The organism is Streptomyces sp. NPDC002793 (assembly GCF_040295485.1).
Lineage (GTDB): Bacteria > Actinomycetota > Actinomycetes > Streptomycetales > Streptomycetaceae > Streptomyces.
In genome coordinates this window covers 78,258-98,175 of sequence record NZ_JBEOVL010000022.1, presented here as the reverse complement: position 1 = coordinate 98,175, position 19,918 = coordinate 78,258, and the positions used below count along the sequence as shown (strand labels likewise).

Here is a 19,918-nt window from a genome sequence, read left to right as displayed (position 1 = left end):
TCATAGTGACTCTTAAAGAGAGAAGGAACGCGTGACGCTCGCGGACGTACTCGGCCCCTTGCAGCAGCCGCTGGTGACGGTCCTGGGCACCCCGGTCAGCTGGACCGAGGTGCTGGGATTCGGCAGCGGTGCGCTGTGCGTCTGGCTCGTGGCCCGCCAGCATCTCGCCAACTGGCCGATCGGCATCGCCAACAACCTGTTCTTCATCCTGCTGTTCGCCCAGTCCGGTCTGTACGCCGACGCCGGCCTGCAGATCGTCTTCATCTCCCTCGCCGCGTACGGCTGGTGGACCTGGACCCACGGGGGTGGACCAGGGACACCCGTCCTGCCGGTGCGGAGCACCACCCGCACCGAATGGACATGGCTGCTCGCGGCGGGGGTGGCAGGAACGCTCGGGCTCACCCTGCTGCTCTCCCGGGCCACGGACTCGACCGTGCCGTTCTGGGACGCCCTGACCACCTCGCTGTCCCTCATGGCGACGTACGGGCAGTGCCGCAAGCGCGTCGAGTCCTGGTGGCTGTGGATCGCCGCCGACGTGGTGTACATCCCGCTCTACGCGTACAAGGAGCTCTACCTCACCTCCCTGCTGTACGCCGGATTCCTCGCGCTCTGCGTCGTCGGGCTGCGCAGCTGGAAGCGGGGCCTCACACCCGACCGGCGCGACGACGTGGTGGTGACGGCATGAGACGCCACGGGCACGGCCTGGTCCTCGGCAAGTTCTATCCGCCGCACGCCGGTCACCACCATCTCGTCCGCACCGCACAGGACCGCTGCGAGAGGCTCACCGTCCTCGTCTGCGCGGCCTCCGTCGAATCCGTGCCGCTCGCCGACCGGGTCGCGTGGATGCGGCAGGCCCACCCCGGCGTCCGGGTCGTGGGCACCGTCGACGACATTCCCATGGACCTCACCGACGCGGCCGTCTGGGACGCCCACATGCGGGTGTTCACCGCGGCCGTGCCCGAACGCGTCGACGCCGTCTTCACCTCGGAGTCCTACGGCGACGAACTGGCGCGCCGCTTCGGTGCGGAGTCCGTCCTCGTCGACCGGGACCGCACCCTCTTCCCCGTCTCGGGAACCGCGGTCCGCGCCGACCCCGCCCGCTGCTGGGACTACCTGGAGCCGCCGGTGCGGGGCGCGCTCGCCCGCCGGGTCGTCGTCCTGGGCGCCGAGTCGACCGGCACCACGACCCTGGCCCGGGCCCTGACCGACCACTACCGCGGGCGCGGCGGCGTATGGGCCGGGACCCGGTACGTCGCCGAGTACGGGCGGGAGTTCAGCGAGGCGAAACTCGCCGCCCTGCGCAGCCGGTGGCCGGACGCCCGGTGGGAGGACGTCACCTTCACCACCGACGACTTCCCCCGCATCGCCGAGACCCAGAACGCCAGGGAGGAGGCAGCCGCGCGGACGGGGTCCCCGGTGCTCTTCTGCGACACCGACGCGTTCGCCACCACCGTCTGGCACGAGCGCTACGTCGGCGGCCGCAATCCGCTCGTCGAGAAGGCCGCGGACCGGGTCACCCACCACCTCTGGCTGCTCACCGACCACGAAGGCGTCCCCTTCGAGGACGACGGACTGCGTGACGGCGAGGAGCTGCGGCCCTGGATGACGGACCGCTTCCGCGCCGAACTCACCCGTACCGGGCGGCGGTACGTCGAGGTCACCGGAGCCCGTGAGGAGCGACTCCGGACGGCCGTCGCCGCCGTGGACGCACTCCTCGCCACCGGCTGGCACTTCACCGCCCCCCTGCCGGAGCACCGATGAGCGCCGCCCCCGAGGGGTACGACCCCCATGCCTACGCCCCCTTCGCCGTCACCGTCGACCTCGCCGTCTTCACGGTGCGCGAGGCGCGGCTCCACGTGCTGCTCGTGGAACGGGGCGAGGCTCCGTACAAGGGGCGGTGGGCGCTGCCCGGCGGCTTCGTCCTGCCCAGGGAGTCCGCCGAGGAGGCGGCCCGCCGCGAGCTCGCCGAGGAGACCGGCCTCACCAGGAAGTCCGTATGCGGCTTCCACCTCGAACAGCTGCGCACCTACAGCGATCCGGACCGCGACCCCCGGATGCGGGTCGTCTCCGTCGCGTACGCCGCACTCGTCCCGGACCTTCCCGAACCGCGGGGCGGCGGGGACGCGGCGAAGGCGCAGTGGTGGGAGGCGGGCGGCACCGGGCCGCTCGCGTTCGACCACGACCGCATCCTGAGGGACGCGCACGACCGGATCGGCGCGAGGCTCGAGTACTCCTGCCTGGCCACCGAGTTCTGCCCCGACGAGTTCACCCTCGGCGAGCTCCAGCAGGTCTACGAGACCGTCTGGGGCGTCGAGCTGGACCGGCCCAATTTCCGGCGCAAGGTCCTCACCACGCCCGGCTTCGTCCAGGCCGTGGACGGGCCACCGCGCCGCACCGGCGGCCGGGGGAAACCCGCCGCCCTCTACCGGGCGGGTGCCGCCACCGCCCTGCACCCGCCATTGCTGCGCCCGGAAGGACGCCCTGAAGGACGGACATCATGACCCCGACAAGAATTCTCACCAAGCAGGCGGCCACGGGCACGCTGACCGGGCTCGCGCTCGGCGACGCCCTGGGCTTCCCCACCGAGTTCAACGACGTTCCCGCGATCCTCGCGAAGTGCGGGCCCTGGCGCGGGATGCGGCTCCCGGAGCCCGCGTTCGTCACCGACGACACCCAGATGACGCTCGCGCTGGGACGCGGCATCCGGACCGCCATGGACCAGGGGCTCCTCACTCCCGAGCGGATGGTGGGCCCGGTCCGCGAGGAGTTCGTGCGCTGGAACCGCTCACCCGACAACAACCGCGCACCCGGCCGCACCTGCCTGGACGCGTGTGCGCTGCTGGAGGGCGACAGGATCTGGCAGGAGGCCAGCCGCACCGGCTCCAAGGGCTGCGGTGCCAACATGCGCGTCGCCCCCATCGGCCTCGTGCCCGGCCTCAGCGACGAGCAGCGTGCCGGGGCCGCCCAGCTCCAGGCCGCACTCACCCACGGCCACCCCACCGCCCTCGCCGCCTCCGACCTGACGGCCCGTGCGGTGCACCTCCTCGCCCAAGGGGCCGAACCGCTGGGCCTGGTCGGCCAGTTGCGCTCCTACGCGTACGAGAACCGCGGCCGCTACCACACCCGGTGGCTCGGTGACCTGTGGCGTTACGCCCATGACGCCTCGCCCGAGGCATTCATCAGCCGGGGCTGGGACGAGTGCCTGACCGCGTTGGAGACCGTCCAGGACGCCCTGCGCGAACCGTCGCCGGAGACCGACCCGTGCGAGCGGACCGGTGACGGCTGGATCGCCGAGGAGGCCCTCGCCTCCGCACTCCACTGCTTCCTGCTCTTCCCCGCGGAACCGGTCACCGCCCTGCGCCGGGCGGCCTGCACCCGGGGCGACTCCGACTCGATCGCCTGCCTCACGGGCGCGCTGGCCGGAGCCCACCTGGGCGCGGAGGCATGGCCCAAGGAGTGGTCGGAACGCATCGAGTACCGCAGCGACCTGCTGTCGCTGGCCGCGCTCTGGGACGCGTGAACCGTGCATACCGACACGACACTCCTGCGAGGGGCCGGGCTGCCGGTCACCGACCTGACCGCCGTACTCGGCGAGGAGCCCGGACCTCTCCTGTTCGCCACGGTCTCGGGCGCCCACCTGTACGGCTTCCCCTCGAAGGACTCGGACGTGGACCTGCGGGGGGTCCACGTCCTGCCCGCGGAGGATCTCGTCGGCCTCCGCACGCCGGAGGAGACGCGCTCACGGATGTGGGACCACGACGGGGTCGAGATGGACCTCGTCACCCACGATCTCCGTAAATTCGTCCGGCTCATGCTGAAGCCCAACGGGTACGTGCTGGAACAGCTGCTGTCCCCGCTGGTGGTGCGCACCACGGCGCTCCACGCGGAACTCGTGGGACTGGCACCGGCGGTGATGACCCGCAACCACGCCCACCACTACCGGGGATTCGCCGGTACGCAGTGGCGGCTGTTCGAGAGGACCGGTGAGCTGAAGCCGCTCCTCTACACGTTCCGCGCACTGCTCACCGGAATCCACCTGATGCGCACCGGCACGGTCGTGGCGCATCTGCCGACCCTGCTGGACGAAGTCGCCGCCGCGCCGGCCTCCCTGCCCGCGCTGATCGAGGCGAAGGCGGACGCCGAACACGGTGCGGCGGATCCGGCGGATCGCGCGGCCGCCGCGCGGGGCGTCGAAGCCCTGCACGCGGTGCTCGACGAGGCCCAGGCCGCGTCAGCGCTCTCCGAGGCACCGACGGGCCTCGACGCCCTGCACGATCTCGTCGTCCGCGCACGGCTGGGGGAGCCCGTCCCGTCCTGACCGCCCGGCTGACGGCCGCCTTCTCACCCGCGTTCGCGCAGATGGGAGCGGCGGCCGTCGCGGTCGAAGACGCCGAGAACCTCGGCAGGGCCGCCGACGGCGCCCAGGGCGTGCGGCAGCATCGTGGCGAACTCCGCCGCCTGCCCCTCCTCGACCCGCAGCCGTCGATCCCCCAGCACCAGCAGGGCCGTACCGGACAGCACCGTGAACCACTCCCTGCCCGGGTGCGCCTTGAGCGCCGCGGGGCCTTCGGGCGGAGGGCCGGTCAGCCGTATCCGGGCCACGGTGACGCCGGGATCGCCGCGCATCGTCCACTGGGTCAGCCCCCGGGCCGGGTGGTGCGTGGGGTTCACGACGACATCGTCGGGAGCCGATTCCACGAGCTGGTCGAGCGAGGCGCCGAGGGCCCGGGCGATCACGGCGAGCTGGTCCAGCGCGATCCTGCGGTGGCCGGTCTCGATCCGGCTCAGGGTGGAGGGGCTGAGGTGACAGCGGGCGGCGAGGTCGTCCAGCGACCAGCCGTGCGCGGCACGCAGGGCGCGGATCCGTTTGCGTACGAGGCCGTCGAGGTCACTACCTTCTTGCGTCATGAGCAAGACAGTATGCGCTGTGCGCAAAACTTCGTAGGCTCGGGCGCATGACATCTACCGCATCCCACGAGCACGAGCACGGCCACACGCACGGCCATACCCTCGAACACGGCGGCTCCGACCAGGAGGCGCTCACCCAGGTACTCGATCTCGACGCCGAGCTGTTCGCGCCCTACCTCACCTCGGTGACCGCCCGGCTCGCCGACGCGGCCGGCGACGGCGTCGCCCACGTCGTCGACCTGGGGGCGGGCACCGGCACCGGCACGTTCGCCCTGCTGGAACGCTTCCCGCACGCCCGTGTGACCGCTGTCGACAGCTCCCCCGGGATGCTCGCCCGGCTCGTCGGATCCGCCCGCGCCAAGGGCCTGGGTGACCGGGTGCGCACCCTGGAGGCGGACGCGGGCGCCGGGCTCCCCGGCATCACGGACGCCGACCTCGTCTGGGCGTCGGCCTCCCTCCACCACGTGGACGACCCGGCCGCCGCCCTCGCCGGGGTCCACGCCGCGCTGCGGCCGGGCGGGCTGCTGGCCGTCGCCGAGCTGGACGGGATGCCGCGCTTCCTCCCGGACGACGCCGTGGCCGGCCGCCCCGGCCTGGAGGCGCGCTGCCGTGCCGCGCTGGACGCGCTCCACGCCGAGCGGATGCCGCACCTGGGTGCGGACTGGGGCGTCCTGCTGGCCGCGGCAGGTCTCACCGTGGAGCAGGCACGCACGGAGCTGCTGGAGCTGAGCGCCCCGCTGCCCGCCTCCGCCGGCCGGTACGCCCACCTCGTGCTCGACCGGATCCGCCCAGCCCTCGACGGCCTGGTCGACCCCGCGGACCTCGCCGCGCTCGGTACCCTGCTCGACGGCGGCCCGGCGGACGTGCGCCACCGCGACGACCTGGTCGTCCGCTCCACACGTCAGCTCTGGGTGGCGCGGCGCCCGGTGGACACCGCCTCGTAGCCGGCCGCCCCAGGGCCCGAACGGTCTGCGACGACCCGGCGCGGGCCCTGACGCGTCAGCCGTTCCCGGGGGTATCGGACACCCACCGCAGGACGTCGCCGGGCTGACAGTCGAGCGTGCGGCAGATGGCGTCCAGTGTCGTGAACCGGACCGCCTTCGCCCGGCCGTTCTTGAGTACGGCGACGTTGGCAGGGCTGATACCGATGGCGGCGGCGAACTCGCCCACCGACATGTTGCGTTCGGCGAGCCGACGGTCGATGTCGACGACGATCGCCATCAGATGACCTCGGCCATCTCCGTCTGGAGCGCCGTCGCCTTGCGCAGCAGACTGCGCATGATCACGGTGAGCATGGCGAAGGAGGCTCCGATGCCGGCAGCCGTGACCGCGGCCGCCAGGGCGCCCGTGATCTCCATGCCGTCGTCCGGCGAGGGGATCTCGGCCACGGCCAGGTGGGCGGCGGCCCCGATCGCCAGCGCCGTCGCCACCGCCGAGGAGCCGATGACGACGTCCACCCAACGGAACGCGCGGGGCGCGAAGATCGCCCCGTGCCGGGCCATCCCGAGCAGTCTCCATACGGCGACGAGGGCGACCTGGACGCAGGCCACCCCGAGGACGGCCAGCACCGTGTAGGGCGTGGCGAAAGGGGCGTAGCCGGGGAAGCGGTCGACCTCGTCGGCCGCCGTCGTCGGGATGATCACGACCTGACCGAAGAGGCCGAACGCGATGACCATGGTGATGCCGGCGCGGAGCGCGGCGGTGATGAGGGGATGCATCTATCGATTATCGAGCGAATTCTATCGATGGTCAATAGGTCGAGAGCTCGCTCGCTCGTCGGTCAGCCCTCCGCCGACACCCGCCGGGCCCGGATCAGGAAGGCCTCCACGCGCTCACGGTCCGGCTCCGGCGGCAGCGGGGAGCGGGAGGCCGCCTCGTCGTTCTCCTCGGCCAGGCGCGTCATCCTGCGCTCCACCTCGGCCCACGGGACCTCGCCCCGCTTCACCGCCAACAGCCCTTCCCGGGCGTCATCGACCTCGATCCGCAGCTCACCCGTCCGCAGCAGGTCACGGCCGGAGGCCAGCAGCCGCAGCAGGTGCATGGCGTGCTTCCAGCGCGGAGCGCCGTGCACACGGACATCGGCCTCCAGCTTCCGGCGCTGTCCCATCGCGTAGCGCACGAACGTCCCGTGGGCCCGCCGGGACAGGAAGGACCCGCGCAGTGCGAGGAGCTCACGCCCCGTCGTGTCGACGTGCTCGACGAGCGGGGAGTGCAGGCACTCCAGTGCGTTGGGATCGGCCCGGAGCGCCAGCTCGCAGAAACGCTCCAGCTCCCAGGAGAACTGTTCGTCGGCCGGGCCCTCGACATGGGTCGGCGGTTTCGTGAAGCCCCAGAACGACGGGGTGGGTGCCAGGAACACGCCCCGCCGGTCCGTGTCGCTGTCGTCGGTGGCCAGTCCGAAGGCGCGGGAGCCCATCACGCAGGAGTAGACGGTGTGCTCCCGCACCAGCCGCTCGCCTTGAGGGGTGATCATGCGCGCGAGGCTACGCGCTCCAGTGAGCCGGACGCCGACGCCTTCGGCGGTGACCGCTCGGCGGGCAGCCGGGAGGTGCCACCGGGACACTTCCTGTACAGTCGTCCAGGAAATCTTCCCAGGAGGCCATGACATGCAGACCGCCGCCCACGTGCTGGTCGCGCTCGTCGCGCTGATCCACACCTACTTCCTGATCCTCGAGATGTTCCTCTGGGACACCCCCCGCGGCCGCAAGGCGTTCTCCACCACCGCCGAGTTCTCGGCCCGGAGCGCCACGCTCGCCGCCAACCAGGGGCTCTACAACGGCTTCATGGCCGCCGGACTGGTCTGGAGCCTGATCGCGGGCGACCCGGTCGCCCACCAGGCGCAGATCTTCTTCCTGAGCTGCCTGATCATCGCCGGGGTGTACGGGGCGGCCACCGTCAGCCGCAAGATCCTGTACGTGCAGGCGGCGCCCGCCGCCCTCGCCCTCGTCCTCGTGCTGGCCGCGGGCTGAGCGCATGACACCCGCGGTGACGGACGGCAGCAACGACCCGAGGACCGCGCGCACCCGCGCCCGCCTCCGGGCGGCGCTGCTGGAGGCATGCGAGGAGCAGCCCCTCGAACGGGTCGGCGTCGCGGAGGTGGTGCGCCGGGCGGGCGTGGGACGCGCCACCTTCTACCTGCACTACGACGACCTGCACGCCCTCGCCGTGGACGCCTGCGCGGAAGTCGTACGCGACGCGGTCGACGCCCTGCACGCCTGGGGCCGTACGCCGCCCGGCCCGGACTCCCCGCCCGCGGAGCTCGTCGCCCTGCTCGGTGAGGTCCGCAGCCGCGCCGGCGTCTACCGGAGCCTGCTCGGGCCCGGTGGCGGCCCCCTGGGGGAGCTGCTGCACCGGGAGCTCCGCCTGCGCAGCGGCGAGGAGCTGAGCCGGCGCAGGCCCGCCGCCCACGGCCACGATGTGGCCGCGAGCGCCGTCGCCGGGTTGTTCACCGGGGTGGTCGCCGACTGGGTGCACGACCGCATCGACGCCTCCCCCGAGCAGCTCGCCGGACGGATCTGGCGCATGCTCGTCGCCGTGCACGCCGCCGCCGCGTCTCACGGACAGAGCACCGTGACCGGCGCCGCAGCCGCACCTCTAGGCTGAAAGAGCACACAGCACGAGGCGACGAGGGGTACGACGTGGCGGTACGAGCAGTCCGTGGAGCCGTCCAGCTGGACCGGGACGAAGCGGGGCACATGGACGAGCGGGTGAGTGAGCTCCTCACCGCCGTCCTGGAGCGCAACCAGCTGGCCGCCGACGACCTGATCAGCATCTGGTTCACCGCCACCCCCGATCTGCACAGCGACTTCCCGGCCGCCGCCGCCCGGGGCCTCGGTATCGTCGACGTACCGCTGATCTGTGCCCAGGAGCTCGACATCACGGGAGCCATGCCCCGCGTGGTCCGCATCCTCGCGCACGTGGAGACGTATCTCTCCCGGTCCGAGATCAGCCACGTCTACCTCGGCGCCACCGGCGCCCTCCGCAAGGACATCGCCCAGTGAGAACAGCCCTCGTCATCGGAACCGGCCTGGTCGGCACCTCGGCCGCCCTCGCCCTCGCGGGGCGCGGCATCCAGGTGCACCTCGTCGACCGCGACCCGTCCTCGGCGGAGACCGCCGCCGCGCTCGGAGCGGGCACGGACGAGGAACCCGAGGGCCGTGTCGACCTGGCGGTCATCGCCGTACCGCCCGCCCACACCGCCACCGTCCTCGCCGCTGCCATGCGCGACGGGATCGCCCGCGCCTACCTCGACGTCGCCAGCGTCAAGGGCGGCCCGCGCCGCGAGCTGGAGGCGCTCGGCGTCGACCTCACCCCGTACATCGGCACGCACCCCATGGCAGGCAAGGAGCGCTCCGGGCCCCTCGCGGCCACCGCCGACCTCTTCGAGGGCCGCCCCTGGGTCCTCACCCCGACCCGGGAGACCGACACCGAGGTCCTCAACCTCGCCCTGGAGCTGGTCGCGCTCTGCCGGGCGGTCCCGGTCGTCATGGACGCGGACGCCCACGACCGCGCCGTCGCCCTGGTCTCCCACACCCCGCAGCTGATCTCCTCGATGGTCGCGGCCCGGCTGGAGGAGGCCGACGAGACCGCCGTACGCCTCTGCGGCCAGGGCATCAGGGACGTCACCCGCATCGCGGCCTCCGACCCCCGGATGTGGGTGGAGATCCTCTCCGCGAACCCCGGCCCGGTCGCCGACGTGCTGGCCGGGGTCGCCGCCGATCTGGACGAGACGGTCCGGGCGCTGCGCGGCCTGCAGTCCGCCGACGAGGACAAGCGCCGCACGGGCACCGAAGGCATCGAGGACGTCCTGCGCCGCGGCAACGCCGGCCGGGTCCGGGTTCCCGGCAAGCACGGGGCCGCCCCGGCGTCGTACGAGATCGTGGCCGTGCTCATCAGCGACCGGCCGGGCGAGCTGGCCGCGATCTTCGCCGATGCGGGCCGGGCCGGCGTCAACATCGAGGACGTCCGCATCGAGCACGCCACCGGCCAGCAGGCGGGACTGGTCCAGCTGATGGTCGAGCCGAGTGCCGCACCCGCACTGAGCGCGGCCCTCGGCGAGCGGGGCTGGTCGATCCGCCCGTAGGGCCCCGGGCGGGCCCCGGAGGCAGGGGTGCAAAGCCGCTTCGCGCACTCGGTAACCTTGTGGGGAGGGCGCCCCGGTCAGCCCTGCCCCGCTCCGCCCGTCCCCGTGTACCAGGAAGGTGTCCACCACCGTGGAAACCGTAAGCGCCGCCGCCCGGACCGCCCCGGCCGCAGTGATCGTCGCCATCGACGGCCCCTCCGGCACAGGCAAGTCGAGCACCTCCAAGGCCGTCGCCGCCCAGCTCGGTCTGAGCTACCTGGACACCGGCGCCCAGTACCGGGCGATCACGTGGTGGATGCTGAACAACGGCATCGACGTCGGGAACCCGGCCGAGATCGCCATGGCCGCGGCCAAGCCGGTCATCGTCTCCGGCACGGACCCGTCCGCCCCGACGATCACCGTCGACGGCGAGGACGCCTCGGGCCCGATCCGTACCCAGGAGGTCACCTCCAAGGTCAGCGCCGTCAGCGCCGTGCCCGAGGTGCGCACCCTGATCACCGAGCTGCAGCGCTCGATCGCCACGGAGGCCGAGCGGGGCATCGTCGTCGAGGGCCGTGACATCGGGACCACCGTGCTCCCCGACGCCGACATCAAGATCTTCCTGACCGCCTCACCGGAGGCGCGTGCCGCCCGCCGCAGCGGTGAGGTCAAGGGCTCCGACCTCGCCGCCACCAAGGAAGCGCTGATCAAGCGGGACGCGGCCGACTCCGGCCGCAAGACCTCGCCGCTGGCCAAAGCAGGGGACGCCGTCGAGGTGGACACCACCGACCTGACCCTCGCGCAGGTCATCGAGTGCGTCGTCACCCTCGTCGGGGAGAAGCAGGCCGCGAAGTGACCGGAGCCACCGCCGTGCCGACGCCGCGCGGAGCGGCCGTCGGGCGCGGGATCGGCATCGGGCTCATGTACGGCCTGTTCAGGCCCCGTGTGCTCGGAGCGTGGCGCGTCCCCGCCGCGGGACCCGTCATACTCGCGGTGAACCACGCGCACAACCTCGACGGACCGATGCTGATGGGCACCGCGCCCCGGCCCGTCCACTTCTTGATCAAGAAGGAGGCGTTCGTCGGCCCCCTCGACCCGTTCCTGCGTGGAATCGGTCAGCTGAAGGTGGACCGCACGACCGTCGACCGCACCGCCATCACGCAGGCACTCGGCGTGCTGGACCGGGGCGGGGCCCTCGGGATCTTCCCCGAGGGCACCAGAGGCGAAGGCGACTTCGCCTCGCTGCGCGCGGGGCTCGCGTACTTCGCGGTGCGCGGCGGGGCACCGATCGTCCCCGTCGCGGTCCTGGGAAGCACGGAGGGCCGTGGACGGCTGATATCGGCACTGCCTCCGCTGCGCAGCCGGGTCGACGTCGTCTTCGGCGATGCCTTCCAGGCCGATGACGGCAGCGGGCGGCGGACCAGGAAGGCGCTGGACGAGGCGACGCTCCGGATCCAGGGAGAGCTGACCGCGCACCTGAGGAACGCCAGGCGTCTCACCGGACGCCTGTGACACTTGAGTAGTGGGCCGCGCGATCGTGGTCCATCGATGATGATGCAAAGAGGAACGGACTTCATGAACGACCAGATTCACTCCGACGGCTCGGACCACGAGCACGGAGCACTTGGCGATGCCGAGTACGCGGAGTTCATGGAGCTCGCCGCGCAGGAGGGGTTCGACCCCGAGGAGGTCGAGGGCGCGATCGGTGCGGCCGGTCACGGACCACTTCCCGTGCTCGCCGTCGTCGGCCGCCCGAACGTCGGCAAGTCGACCCTGGTGAACCGGATCATCGGCCGCCGTGAGGCCGTCGTCCAGGACAAGCCCGGCGTCACCCGTGACCGCGTCAGCTACGAGGCCGAGTGGGCAGGGCGCCGCTTCAAGGTCGTCGACACCGGCGGCTGGGAGCAGGACGTGCTGGGCCTCGACGCCTCCGTCGCCGCCCAGGCCGAGTACGCGATCTCGACGGCGGACGCCGTCGTCTTCGTCGTCGACGCGACGGTCGGAGCGACGGACACCGACGAGGCCGTCGTCAGGCTGCTGCGCAAGGCCAAGAAGCCCGTCGTCCTCTGCGCCAACAAGGTCGACGGGCAGAGCGGCGAGGCCGACGCCACCGCGCTCTGGTCGCTCGGCCTGGGCCAGCCGCACCCGGTCTCCTCGCTGCACGGCCGCGGCACCGGCGACATGCTGGACGCCGTCCTGGAGGCACTGCCCGAGGCGCCGGCCCAGACCTTCGGCACCGCGCTCGGCGGCCCCCGACGCATCGCGCTGATCGGCCGCCCGAACGTCGGCAAGTCGTCGCTGCTGAACAAGGTCGCCAACGAGGACCGTGTCGTCGTCAACGAGCTGGCGGGCACCACCCGTGACCCGGTCGACGAGCTGATCGAGCTCGGCGGCGTCACGTGGAAGTTCATCGACACGGCCGGTATCCGCCGCAAGGTCCACCTCCAGGAGGGCGCGGACTACTACGCCTCGCTGCGTACGGCCGCCGCCGTGGAGAAGGCCGAGGTCGCCGTCATCCTGATCGACTCGAGCGAGTCCATCAGCGTCCAGGACCAGCGCATCGTCACCATGGCCGTGGAAGCGGGCCGTGCGATCGTGATCGCCTTCAACAAGTGGGACACCCTCGACGAGGAGCGCCGCTACTACCTGGAGCGCGAGATCGACACGGAGCTCGCGCAGGTCGCCTGGGCTCCCCGCGTCAACGTCTCGGCCGTCACCGGCCGGCACATGGAGAAGCTGGTCCCGGCGATCGAGACCGCGATCGAAGGCTGGGAGACCCGCATCCCCACCGGAAGGCTGAACGCCTTCCTCGGTGAGATCGTGGCCTCCCACCCGCACCCGGTGCGCGGCGGCAAGCAGCCCCGCATCCTCTTCGGCACCCAGGCGGGCACCAAGCCGCCGCGGTTCGTCCTCTTCTCGTCCGGCTTCCTGGAGCACGGCTACCGCCGCTTCGTGGAGCGCCGTCTGCGCGAGGAGTTCGGCTTCGAGGGCACGCCGATCCACATCTCCGTCCGCGTGCGCGAGAAGCGCGGCCGCAAGAAGTGACGTAGGCGTACGGCGAAGCCCCGGACCACCCGGCAGAGAAGCGGGTGGTCCGGGGCTTCGCCGTACGCCCTCAGGCGTCCGTGGACCCGGGCGGCAGCGCCGCGGGCCGGGCGCGGCCGGCATGCCTGCCGACCCGCTGCCAGGAGCCGGGGTTACCGGCTCCGCCTCCGCTGTGGCTGCCCTGGGCGTTCGCCGGCGGACGGCCGCCCAGCGGTGCACGGCTGCCGAACATCCCGACGCCGAACGCTCTGAAGCCGAGATTCTCCTCACCGGTGCGGTCCCCGGGAAGCGCCCGGAACGATCGCCTGTACTCGGAGTACAGGGCGTCGTAGATCGGGGTCGCGGACTTGCCCCCCGACGGGTCCTGCGACGGGCGCATGGCTGGGATCGGGGTCTGCTGCTGGCGAGGAGGGTCGTATGAGTGCACGTAGGTGCCAACGACCCCGCCGCCCGTCGGATGCGGGCCTGGCCGAGAAAACGCTGTTCGGCGGGCAGGGGAGGGCGGCCGGGCAGGCATGCTCAGGTCCCGGCGAGCGGCATCGTCGCGGCGACGAGGAGGCCGTTGACCGCCGCCTTGTCCAGCGCGTCACGGAGCAGGTCCTCGCGGGGCTGCTGGCCGATGGAACCGGCGGGCGCGGCGAAGACGAGCACGCTCTGCGCCTTGTTGGCGGCGGTCCGCCAGCCCTCGGTGACCTGGAGCGGCTGGTGGGCCTGCCACCAGGCGACCGGGCTGCCACCGCCGGCACCCGGCTGCAGCACGGCGTGCAGCTGGCCCATGGCGAGGAGGACCGACCAGCCGGTGAGGACACCGGGCAGCCGGTTCAGATGGGGTGTGGGCTGGAAGCCCTGCTCCAGCAGGAGCTGGAGGAACTGGTCGCCGCCGCTGCCGTCCGTGCCGGGCCGGGCGATCGGCCCGGTCGGTTCGACGACCAGCGCCGGGCGGAGGTCGTCCTCGATCAGGACGAGACCGCTGGTGATGCCGAGGACGGCCTGTTCGGGCATGAGGCCCTCCGGATTCTGTGGCTCGCTGCCGGTGATGGACCGCACGGCGCCCTGGAGCTGGTCCTCCGCGACCTGGACGACCTGCGAGGGGATGCAGGTCGCGTGGGCGAAGGCGAGCACGGCGGTCTCGTCGCCCACGAACAGCACCGTGCTGGTGCGTTCCTGGTCGGAGTCGCCGGGGGTGCGGCACGAGGTGCAGTCGTAACTGCCTGGGGCACTGTCGCCGACGAGCAGCCGGTCGGCTTCGGCATCGCCGATCTCGGCGCGTACGTCCTCGCTGACGTCGAGCATGCGCGGCACGGGTGGCTCCTCGAACTCGGTGCGTGGGCCGGGCGGTTCCCGGCTCATGAAGAGACAACGGACGAGCCGGGGCCGGGGTCACGCGTGAATCGAGCCGATTAGGCGCCTGACGGTGACCGGAACGAGGCGTGCCGACGGAGCGGAAGATCGAACAGGTGATTCGGAGCCGAGTGTTCCGCACGCAGCCCCCTGGCGTGGGGGCGCACGTTCGAAACGTCACGGGTTTGTGCGACTCCTGTGCGAATGCTGTGGCGTCATCTGACGCCGCGTAAGGTCCGTTGCAGACCAGTCGAACAGGGGAAACGTCCACGTAATGCACATTTCATTTCTGCTTCACAACGCGTACGGCATCGGGGGAACGATCCGTACCACCTTCACGCTCGCCACGACCCTGGCGCAGCAGCACGACGTCGAGATCGTCTCCGTCTTCCGGCATCGCGACGACCCGAAGCTCGGCGCACCCGCCGGAGTGCGGATGAGTCATCTCGTCGATCTGCGCAAGTCGAGTCCGGGGTACGAGGGCGCGGTCGCCGACCAGGCCGGGCCCGCGACGGTGTTCCCCCGGGGCGACACCAGGCACCGGCAGTACAGCGGACTCACCGACAGCCGCATCGCGGCCCATCTGGGCGCGCTGGAGGCCGATGTCGTCGTCGGTACGCGCCCCGGCCTCAACGTCCACATCAGCCGCCAGGCACGGCGCGGCCCGGTCCGTGTCGGCCAGGAGCACCTCACCCTGGAGAGCCACGGCTACCGGCTGCGCCGGGAGATAAGGCACCGCTACGGGTTGCTCGACGCCGTCACCACCGTCACCGAGGCCGATGCCCGGGACTACCGTTCCGGGCTGCGGCTGCCCGGCGTGCGGATCGAGGCCATCCCGAACAGCGTGCCCGAGCCGGCCGGGCCGCCCGCCGACTGCGACGCCAAGTGGATCGTGGCGGCGGGCCGGCTGCACCGGGTCAAACGGTACGACGTCCTCGTGCGCGCCTTCGCCGGGATCGCGGCCGTGCGCCCGGAGTGGCGGCTGCGGATCTACGGAGCCGGTGACGCGTCCGGCAACGAGCAGCGGCCCCTGCGCGCGCTCGTCGACGAGCTCGGCCTCCGGGACCGGGTGTTCCTCATGGGAGCGGCCGACCCGATGGAGGCGGAGTGGCCCAAGAACTCCATCGCAGCCGTCACCTCCGAACGCGAGTCGTTCGGCATGACGATCGTGGAGGCGATGCGCTGCGGTGTGCCGGTCGTGGCGACCGACTGCCCCCATGGGCCCGCCGAGATCATCGACGACGGAACGGACGGACGGCTGGTGCCCCTGGGGGACACCGAGGCCTTCGCCGCGGCCCTGCTCGGCCTGATCGACGACGACGCGCTGCGGCACCGGATGGGCCGTGCCGCGCGGGTCTCCGCCGCGCGGTTCGACCCGGCACCGATCGCCGAGCGGCACGAAAGGCTCTTCACCGAGCTCGCCGGGGGCGGTGGCGTGAGGGTCTCCCGGGGGGTGCTGCGCACTGGGTTCCACCGCTCCAGGGGCAGCGTGCTGGACGGTGCGTACGCGTTGCGTGACAAGGCGGTGGGGGTGCTCCACCGAGGACGGGCCTGAGTCGGTGCGCCCGGGCCCGTGGTCCGGGAGCCGTATCCCGGACGGTTGCATTCCGGATGGGTGTGGCCGTCGGCGCGCTTGGGTGGCGGGCCGACGGCCGTCGGGCGAGGGAAAGTAAGGCCCGCATAAGGGAGGGTGAATTCCAGATGGCCTGCCCGTATATTCTTCTTTCCGAGGGGGCCGGGAAAAGGGGCCGTGTACACCCCCTGATCTCCGGTAATTCCATCCGGTGGACCTTCGCCGGGCATTTCGCGGACCGGTGAGAATTATCGGTGACGCGTCGTCCGGATGCTGTTCGGGTGAAGTGGCTCCCCGTAAACGCCCGTAGGGATCCTGTGACACAAGCGTGACCGCCGAGGGACGGGGAGATGCCCGGGGACGGTGATCGCCATCGCTTCCGTCCCGGCGCCGGGCGGCCTACGGTGAGAGGTATGGCACCTGTACCGACCCCTCCCGCCCAGCCGGACGACACCCCCGAGTCCTACCTCGGCCTCGACGCCGAGGCTGCCGAACGGCAGGCCAGGGACCGTGGCTGGAGCACGGTCCGGGCTCTCCCGCCGGGCACCGTCATCACCATGGAGTTCCGTGGCGGACGCATCAACTTCGAGGTGGACGCCGCGACCGTCACCCGCTGCTGGGTCGGCTGAACCCGGCCCCGACCGACGGAAGGCCCCGACCGGAGTCGGGGCCTTCTTCGTTGCGGGAGCGGCGACGCATGCCCTTCGCCCAGGTCAGGGGGCGACCGGGCCGCCCGCCACCGGGCGGGACGGCCCCGCGCCGCTCCGTGGTGAGCGGTCGGCGTGCGGTGGCCGGCGGGAGGCGGCCGGGCTCAGCGTCGTCCGGTCCGGCCGCGCGGGGTGCGCCGGGTGTGCCCGGGTCCTGACGGCCGCGCCCTGGTGACCGCCCGCTGTTCCCGCCGTCCCGGCTGCCGGAGCGCTGCTCGTGGCCTCCTGGACATCCTCGGCGGTCGCTCCGCCGGCCATGGACTGCGGCAGCAGGACTGGTCCCGGCGTTACGGGAGGGGGAGGAACGGACTCCCGGAGCCTGCGGCGGCGGGCCCGCCACTGCTCGCGCACCGAGAGGATCAGGGTCTCGGCACGCGTGATCAGCGGCTCGAACCAGGGCAGTGCCAGCAGGATCAGCAGGCCGGCCGCCCAGCCCAGCAGGACGTCGCTGAGCCAGTGGGTGCCGATGTAGACGGTGGTGAGTCCCACGCCCAGGGAGACGAACGCGGAGAGCGCCGACAGATAGCGCCTCGCGCGCGGGGTGGTGGCCAGGTAGGCGAGGATTCCCCAGGTCACCACGGCGTTGGCGGTGTGTCCCGAAGGAAATATATCGCCGCCGGCGTAGAGCTCCGCCGAGCCGATCTGAGTGGCGTAGTGCGGGCCCAGGCGCCCCAGGCCCAGCTTTACCGCGCCCACCGACAGATTGAGCAGCAGCAGGGAGGCGCCCAGCGTGAGCAGCGGGCGCAGCGTGTGCTGGCGCCAGGAGCGCCAGCCGAGCCAGGAGGCGACCATCACGGCCGTGGGGCCACGCTGGCCGAGCACGACGTAGTAGTCGAGGAAGGCGTGGAGTTCGGGCCACTGCTGATAGGGCCGGAACAGCATGACCTTCCAGTCGAGGGCCACCAGCCAGGACGAGACCAGCACGGCGACGACGATGGCGAGATAGAACGCCAAAGTCCCGCCGAAGAGAGCGATGCGGTGGCGACTCATCCGCGGGGTCTCTATCTTCGGCGGTTCCGGCTCCCGGTCCAGACGGGCAAAGATGTCGGTACGCACGCAATGGACGTTACAGCGAGTGAGTGCGGGATCCGGCCGATCCCGTCTCTTTGTGATGACGATGTGATGTGGACTTTGTCTCAGACAGGCATCTATTCCCCGTGGGTCGATGAATGGTGTGCGCGGTTCGGCTATTCGTTCCGAGCGCTATTCGTAGAAATGTTTGGGTGTCGATGGAATGATCAAATCGTGACCGCGCCGCGTGGATGCGGGGCCATTGGAGGGAGTCGCCGACCGACCGGCGGCGGCCCCGCCGCGGCGTCGGCGTAGCGGTCCGGGCGTCACCCCGCGTGCAGGGGGTGGAGTGGCGTAGGACACACTCGGTGGCTGGTGAACGTATGAGCTGCACCACGTGTGGTCACCGGGAACTCGCGTACGCTGGCGGCTCACTCGCCCGTCGATGCCGGGCCCGGGGGACACCGTGAGCCGGATCCCCTGCGGGTCTGCCGAGCGCGAGGGACTCATTGTGGGAGGTACGTACATGACCGGGACATCCACGGCCGTGAGCAGGCTGCGCGCGGCAGCCGACGGTGCCAACCGCTGGTTCGTCCTCGTCGTCCTCTGTCTCAGTCTGCTGCTCGTCGCGCTGGACGCGACGGTGCTGCACGTCGCCGTCCCGGCCGTCACCGAGGACCTGCGGCCCAGCGCCGTCGGCCTGCTGTGGATCGTGGACGCCTACCCGTTGGTCTGCGCCTCGCTGCTGATCCTGTTCGGCACGCTCGGCGACCGGATCGGCAGACGGCGCGTCCTCCTCTTCGGTTACGCCCTCTTCGGCGTCGCCTCCGCGCTCGCCGCGGCCGCCGACTCGCCCGGAGTGCTGATCGCCGCGCGCGCCCTGCTCGGCGTGGGTGGCGCGATGATCATGCCGGCCACGCTGTCGATACTCCGCCAGGTCTTCCCCGACCGCCGCGAGCGGGCCATGGCCATCGGCGTCTGGACCGCGGTCGCCGCGGTCGGCGCCGCGACCGGGCCCGTCATCGGCGGTTTCCTCGTCGAGCACTACTGGTGGGGCTCGGTCTTCCTGATCAACATCCCGCTCATGGTGCTGCTCCTCCCCGTCGGGCGCCTGCTGCTGCCCGAGTCCCGAGGTGAGGACGACGGCCCCTGGGACGTGCTCGGTGCGCTGATGGCCGCGGCCGGTGTGCTCGGGGTCGTCCTCGGGATCAAGCGGATCGGCGGCGGTGAGGGGCTGCTGCACCTCACCACCCTGGCCCCGCTGCTCGCCGGCGCCGCGCTGGTCGTCCTCTTCGTGCGCAGGCAGAAGCGGCGCGCACACCCCCTGATCGACATCGCGATGTTCTCCCGTCCCGCCTTCACCACCGCGGTCGGCTGCATCGTGCTCGCGATGCTGGCCCTGGTGGGCCTCGAACTGATAGCGGTCCAGTACCTCCAACTGGTTCTGGACCTGAGTCCGCTGGAGACCGGCCTGCGGCTGCTGCCGCTGACGTTCGCCGCGATGGCGGCCGGTGCCACGGGTTCGTACACCCTGAGCCGCGTCGGTCCCCGCCGGATGGTCGGCTGGGGCTTCGTGCTGACGGCGGCCTCGGTGCTCCTGCTGACCCTGATGGGCCAGCACGACCGCCCGGTACTGCTGACCGTCGGCTTCGTGCTGCTGGGATTCGGGCTGCAGTCCACGCTCTTCGGGGCATACGAATCCATGCTCAGCGAGGCACCCGCCGAGCGGGCGGGGGGCGCGGCAGCGATCGGCGAGACCTCGTACCAGCTGGGCGCGGGCATGGGGATCGCCCTGCTCGGCAGCGTGATGAACGCGGCCTACGCCCCCGGGCTGGCCCGGCTCCATGAGGAGGGCGTGCCCGCCGCCGCCGGATCGGCGGCCTCGCGTTCGCTGGGCGAGGCCTACCAGGTGGCCGGCCGGCTGGGCGGCCCCATGGGCGACCTGCTGCGGGACACGGCCCGGCACGCCTTCGTCGACGGTCTGCACCTCACGCTGGTGGTCAGCGCAGGGCTGCTGCTGCTCGGGGCGCTGGCGGCGCTGCGCCTGCCGCGCGTCATGGACTGTCCGCCGGTGAAGGACGTCTGCCGGAAGCCGTCGGCCGCCATGCCCGAGCGGCCCGCGGGACCCGGCACCGCCGCGTCCGTTCCCCCCTCGCTCCCGGCCCCGAGGTCCAGGCGCGAGACCGTCGAGGCCACGGGCCCTGGACGATCAGCACGCTGAGCCGTAACGTCGGCACGGCGCCTTGACCACTGCCTCGTGGCGCGTTTCCG

At 72.0% G+C, this 19,918-nt stretch carries 23 protein-coding genes; 16 read left to right on the top strand and 7 right to left on the bottom strand.

Features of this window, described 5'->3' with window-relative positions; translation table 11 throughout:
- The first annotated feature begins 31 nt into the window (after positions 1–31).
- From pnuC to ABT001_RS22060, 5 genes are read left to right on the top strand one after another with little or no spacing between them, the layout of a single operon-like run.
- Positions 32–685, top strand: a complete 654-nt coding sequence (gene pnuC, locus ABT001_RS22080) for a nicotinamide riboside transporter PnuC (protein ID WP_351280072.1) — start codon at positions 32–34, stop codon at positions 683–685.
- Complete coding sequence (locus tag ABT001_RS22075; protein ID WP_351280070.1) at positions 682–1,761, top strand: AAA family ATPase; 1,080 nt, start codon at positions 682–684, stop codon at positions 1,759–1,761. Before pnuC ends, ABT001_RS22075 begins: the two co-directional genes overlap by 4 nt.
- Positions 1,758–2,501 carry an NUDIX hydrolase gene (locus ABT001_RS22070; protein ID WP_351280068.1) on the top strand — a complete coding sequence of 248 codons (744 nt, stop codon included), beginning with the start codon at positions 1,758–1,760 and terminating at the stop codon, positions 2,499–2,501. Before ABT001_RS22075 ends, ABT001_RS22070 begins: the two co-directional genes overlap by 4 nt.
- Positions 2,498–3,520: an ADP-ribosylglycohydrolase family protein gene (locus ABT001_RS22065; RefSeq protein WP_351280066.1), complete on the top strand. Its 1,023-nt coding sequence runs from the start codon at positions 2,498–2,500 to the stop codon at positions 3,518–3,520. The genes ABT001_RS22070 and ABT001_RS22065 overlap by 4 nt, the downstream gene beginning before the upstream one ends.
- A 3-nt stretch (positions 3,521–3,523) precedes the next feature.
- Positions 3,524–4,318, top strand: coding sequence for a nucleotidyltransferase domain-containing protein (locus ABT001_RS22060; RefSeq protein ID WP_351280064.1), 795 nt, complete (start codon positions 3,524–3,526; stop codon positions 4,316–4,318).
- Positions 4,319–4,341: 23 nt separating this feature from the next.
- On the opposite strand, the gene ABT001_RS22055 is transcribed toward ABT001_RS22060, so the two are convergent.
- On the bottom strand, positions 4,342–4,908 hold the full coding sequence (locus ABT001_RS22055) for a helix-turn-helix domain-containing protein (protein WP_351280061.1): 567 nt from the start codon (positions 4,906–4,908) through the stop codon (positions 4,342–4,344).
- A 47-nt stretch (positions 4,909–4,955) separates the two neighbouring features.
- Here ABT001_RS22055 and ABT001_RS22050 point away from each other — a divergent pair, with 47 nt between their 5' ends.
- Positions 4,956–5,852, top strand: coding sequence for a class I SAM-dependent methyltransferase (locus ABT001_RS22050; protein WP_351280058.1), 897 nt, complete (start codon positions 4,956–4,958; stop codon positions 5,850–5,852).
- Positions 5,853–5,907: 55 nt separating this feature from the next.
- Here ABT001_RS22050 and ABT001_RS22045 read toward each other — a convergent pair whose 3' ends face one another.
- The 3 genes from ABT001_RS22045 to ABT001_RS22035 all read right to left on the bottom strand — a co-directional run bounded on the left by ABT001_RS22045 (position 5,908) and on the right by ABT001_RS22035 (position 7,381).
- On the bottom strand, positions 5,908–6,129 hold the full coding sequence (locus ABT001_RS22045; protein WP_351280056.1) for a helix-turn-helix domain-containing protein: 222 nt from the start codon (positions 6,127–6,129) through the stop codon (positions 5,908–5,910).
- Positions 6,129–6,626, bottom strand: coding sequence for a DUF2975 domain-containing protein (locus tag ABT001_RS22040; protein WP_351280054.1), 498 nt, complete (start codon positions 6,624–6,626; stop codon positions 6,129–6,131). Before ABT001_RS22040 ends, ABT001_RS22045 begins: the two co-directional genes overlap by 1 nt.
- A 62-nt stretch (positions 6,627–6,688) precedes the next feature.
- Entirely contained in the window at positions 6,689–7,381 is a 693-nt protein-coding gene (locus ABT001_RS22035; RefSeq protein ID WP_351280052.1) for a nucleotidyltransferase domain-containing protein, read from the bottom strand.
- A gap of 133 nt (positions 7,382–7,514) precedes the next feature.
- Between ABT001_RS22035 and ABT001_RS22030 the strand changes: the two genes are divergently transcribed.
- From ABT001_RS22030 to der, 7 genes are all read left to right on the top strand, one after another.
- Entirely contained in the window at positions 7,515–7,877 is a 363-nt protein-coding gene (locus tag ABT001_RS22030) for a DUF1304 domain-containing protein (RefSeq protein ID WP_351280051.1), read from the top strand.
- A gap of 4 nt (positions 7,878–7,881) precedes the next feature.
- The gene (locus ABT001_RS22025; RefSeq protein ID WP_351280048.1) at positions 7,882–8,511 is read left to right on the top strand and encodes a TetR/AcrR family transcriptional regulator; all 630 of its coding nucleotides are present in this window, start codon (positions 7,882–7,884) and stop codon (positions 8,509–8,511) included.
- 35 nt (positions 8,512–8,546) lie between these two features.
- The gene (aroH, locus tag ABT001_RS22020) at positions 8,547–8,909 is read left to right on the top strand and encodes a chorismate mutase (RefSeq protein WP_351280046.1); all 363 of its coding nucleotides are present in this window, start codon (positions 8,547–8,549) and stop codon (positions 8,907–8,909) included.
- Positions 8,906–9,991, top strand: coding sequence for a prephenate dehydrogenase (locus ABT001_RS22015; RefSeq protein ID WP_351280043.1), 1,086 nt, complete (start codon positions 8,906–8,908; stop codon positions 9,989–9,991). Before aroH ends, ABT001_RS22015 begins: the two co-directional genes overlap by 4 nt.
- Before the next feature lie 118 nt (positions 9,992–10,109).
- Positions 10,110–10,826, top strand: a complete 717-nt coding sequence (cmk, locus tag ABT001_RS22010) for a (d)CMP kinase (protein ID WP_351280041.1) — start codon at positions 10,110–10,112, stop codon at positions 10,824–10,826.
- The gene (locus ABT001_RS22005; protein WP_351280039.1) at positions 10,823–11,482 is read left to right on the top strand and encodes a lysophospholipid acyltransferase family protein; all 660 of its coding nucleotides are present in this window, start codon (positions 10,823–10,825) and stop codon (positions 11,480–11,482) included. Before cmk ends, ABT001_RS22005 begins: the two co-directional genes overlap by 4 nt.
- 63 nt (positions 11,483–11,545) lie before the next feature.
- The gene (der, locus tag ABT001_RS22000) at positions 11,546–13,015 is read left to right on the top strand and encodes a ribosome biogenesis GTPase Der (protein ID WP_351280036.1); all 1,470 of its coding nucleotides are present in this window, start codon (positions 11,546–11,548) and stop codon (positions 13,013–13,015) included.
- Between the two features lie 70 nt (positions 13,016–13,085).
- Here der and ABT001_RS21995 read toward each other — a convergent pair whose 3' ends face one another.
- Both ABT001_RS21995 and ABT001_RS21990 read right to left on the bottom strand, forming a co-directional pair.
- Positions 13,086–13,394, bottom strand: a complete 309-nt coding sequence (locus ABT001_RS21995) for a hypothetical protein (protein ID WP_351280034.1) — start codon at positions 13,392–13,394, stop codon at positions 13,086–13,088.
- A 140-nt stretch (positions 13,395–13,534) separates the two neighbouring features.
- Entirely contained in the window at positions 13,535–14,317 is a 783-nt protein-coding gene (locus ABT001_RS21990) for a DUF8842 C-terminal domain-containing protein (RefSeq protein ID WP_351280031.1), read from the bottom strand.
- 313 nt (positions 14,318–14,630) lie between these two features.
- On the opposite strand from ABT001_RS21990, the gene ABT001_RS21985 reads away from it, so the two are divergent.
- Both ABT001_RS21985 and ABT001_RS21980 read left to right on the top strand, forming a co-directional pair.
- Positions 14,631–15,911 (top strand): glycosyltransferase, encoded by a 1,281-nt coding sequence (locus ABT001_RS21985; protein ID WP_351280029.1) that lies wholly within the window; start codon positions 14,631–14,633, stop codon positions 15,909–15,911.
- 431 nt (positions 15,912–16,342) lie between these two features.
- Entirely contained in the window at positions 16,343–16,558 is a 216-nt protein-coding gene (locus tag ABT001_RS21980) for an I78 family peptidase inhibitor (RefSeq protein ID WP_351280027.1), read from the top strand.
- An 84-nt stretch (positions 16,559–16,642) separates the two neighbouring features.
- Here the strand turns inward: ABT001_RS21980 and ABT001_RS21975 are convergent, their stop codons facing one another.
- On the bottom strand, positions 16,643–17,692 hold the full coding sequence (locus ABT001_RS21975; RefSeq protein ID WP_351280024.1) for a phosphatase PAP2 family protein: 1,050 nt from the start codon (positions 17,690–17,692) through the stop codon (positions 16,643–16,645).
- A gap of 481 nt (positions 17,693–18,173) precedes the next feature.
- Between ABT001_RS21975 and ABT001_RS21970 the strand changes: the two genes are divergently transcribed.
- The gene (locus tag ABT001_RS21970) at positions 18,174–19,868 is read left to right on the top strand and encodes an MFS transporter (RefSeq protein ID WP_351280021.1); all 1,695 of its coding nucleotides are present in this window, start codon (positions 18,174–18,176) and stop codon (positions 19,866–19,868) included.
- The last annotated feature ends 50 nt before the right edge of the window (positions 19,869–19,918 follow it).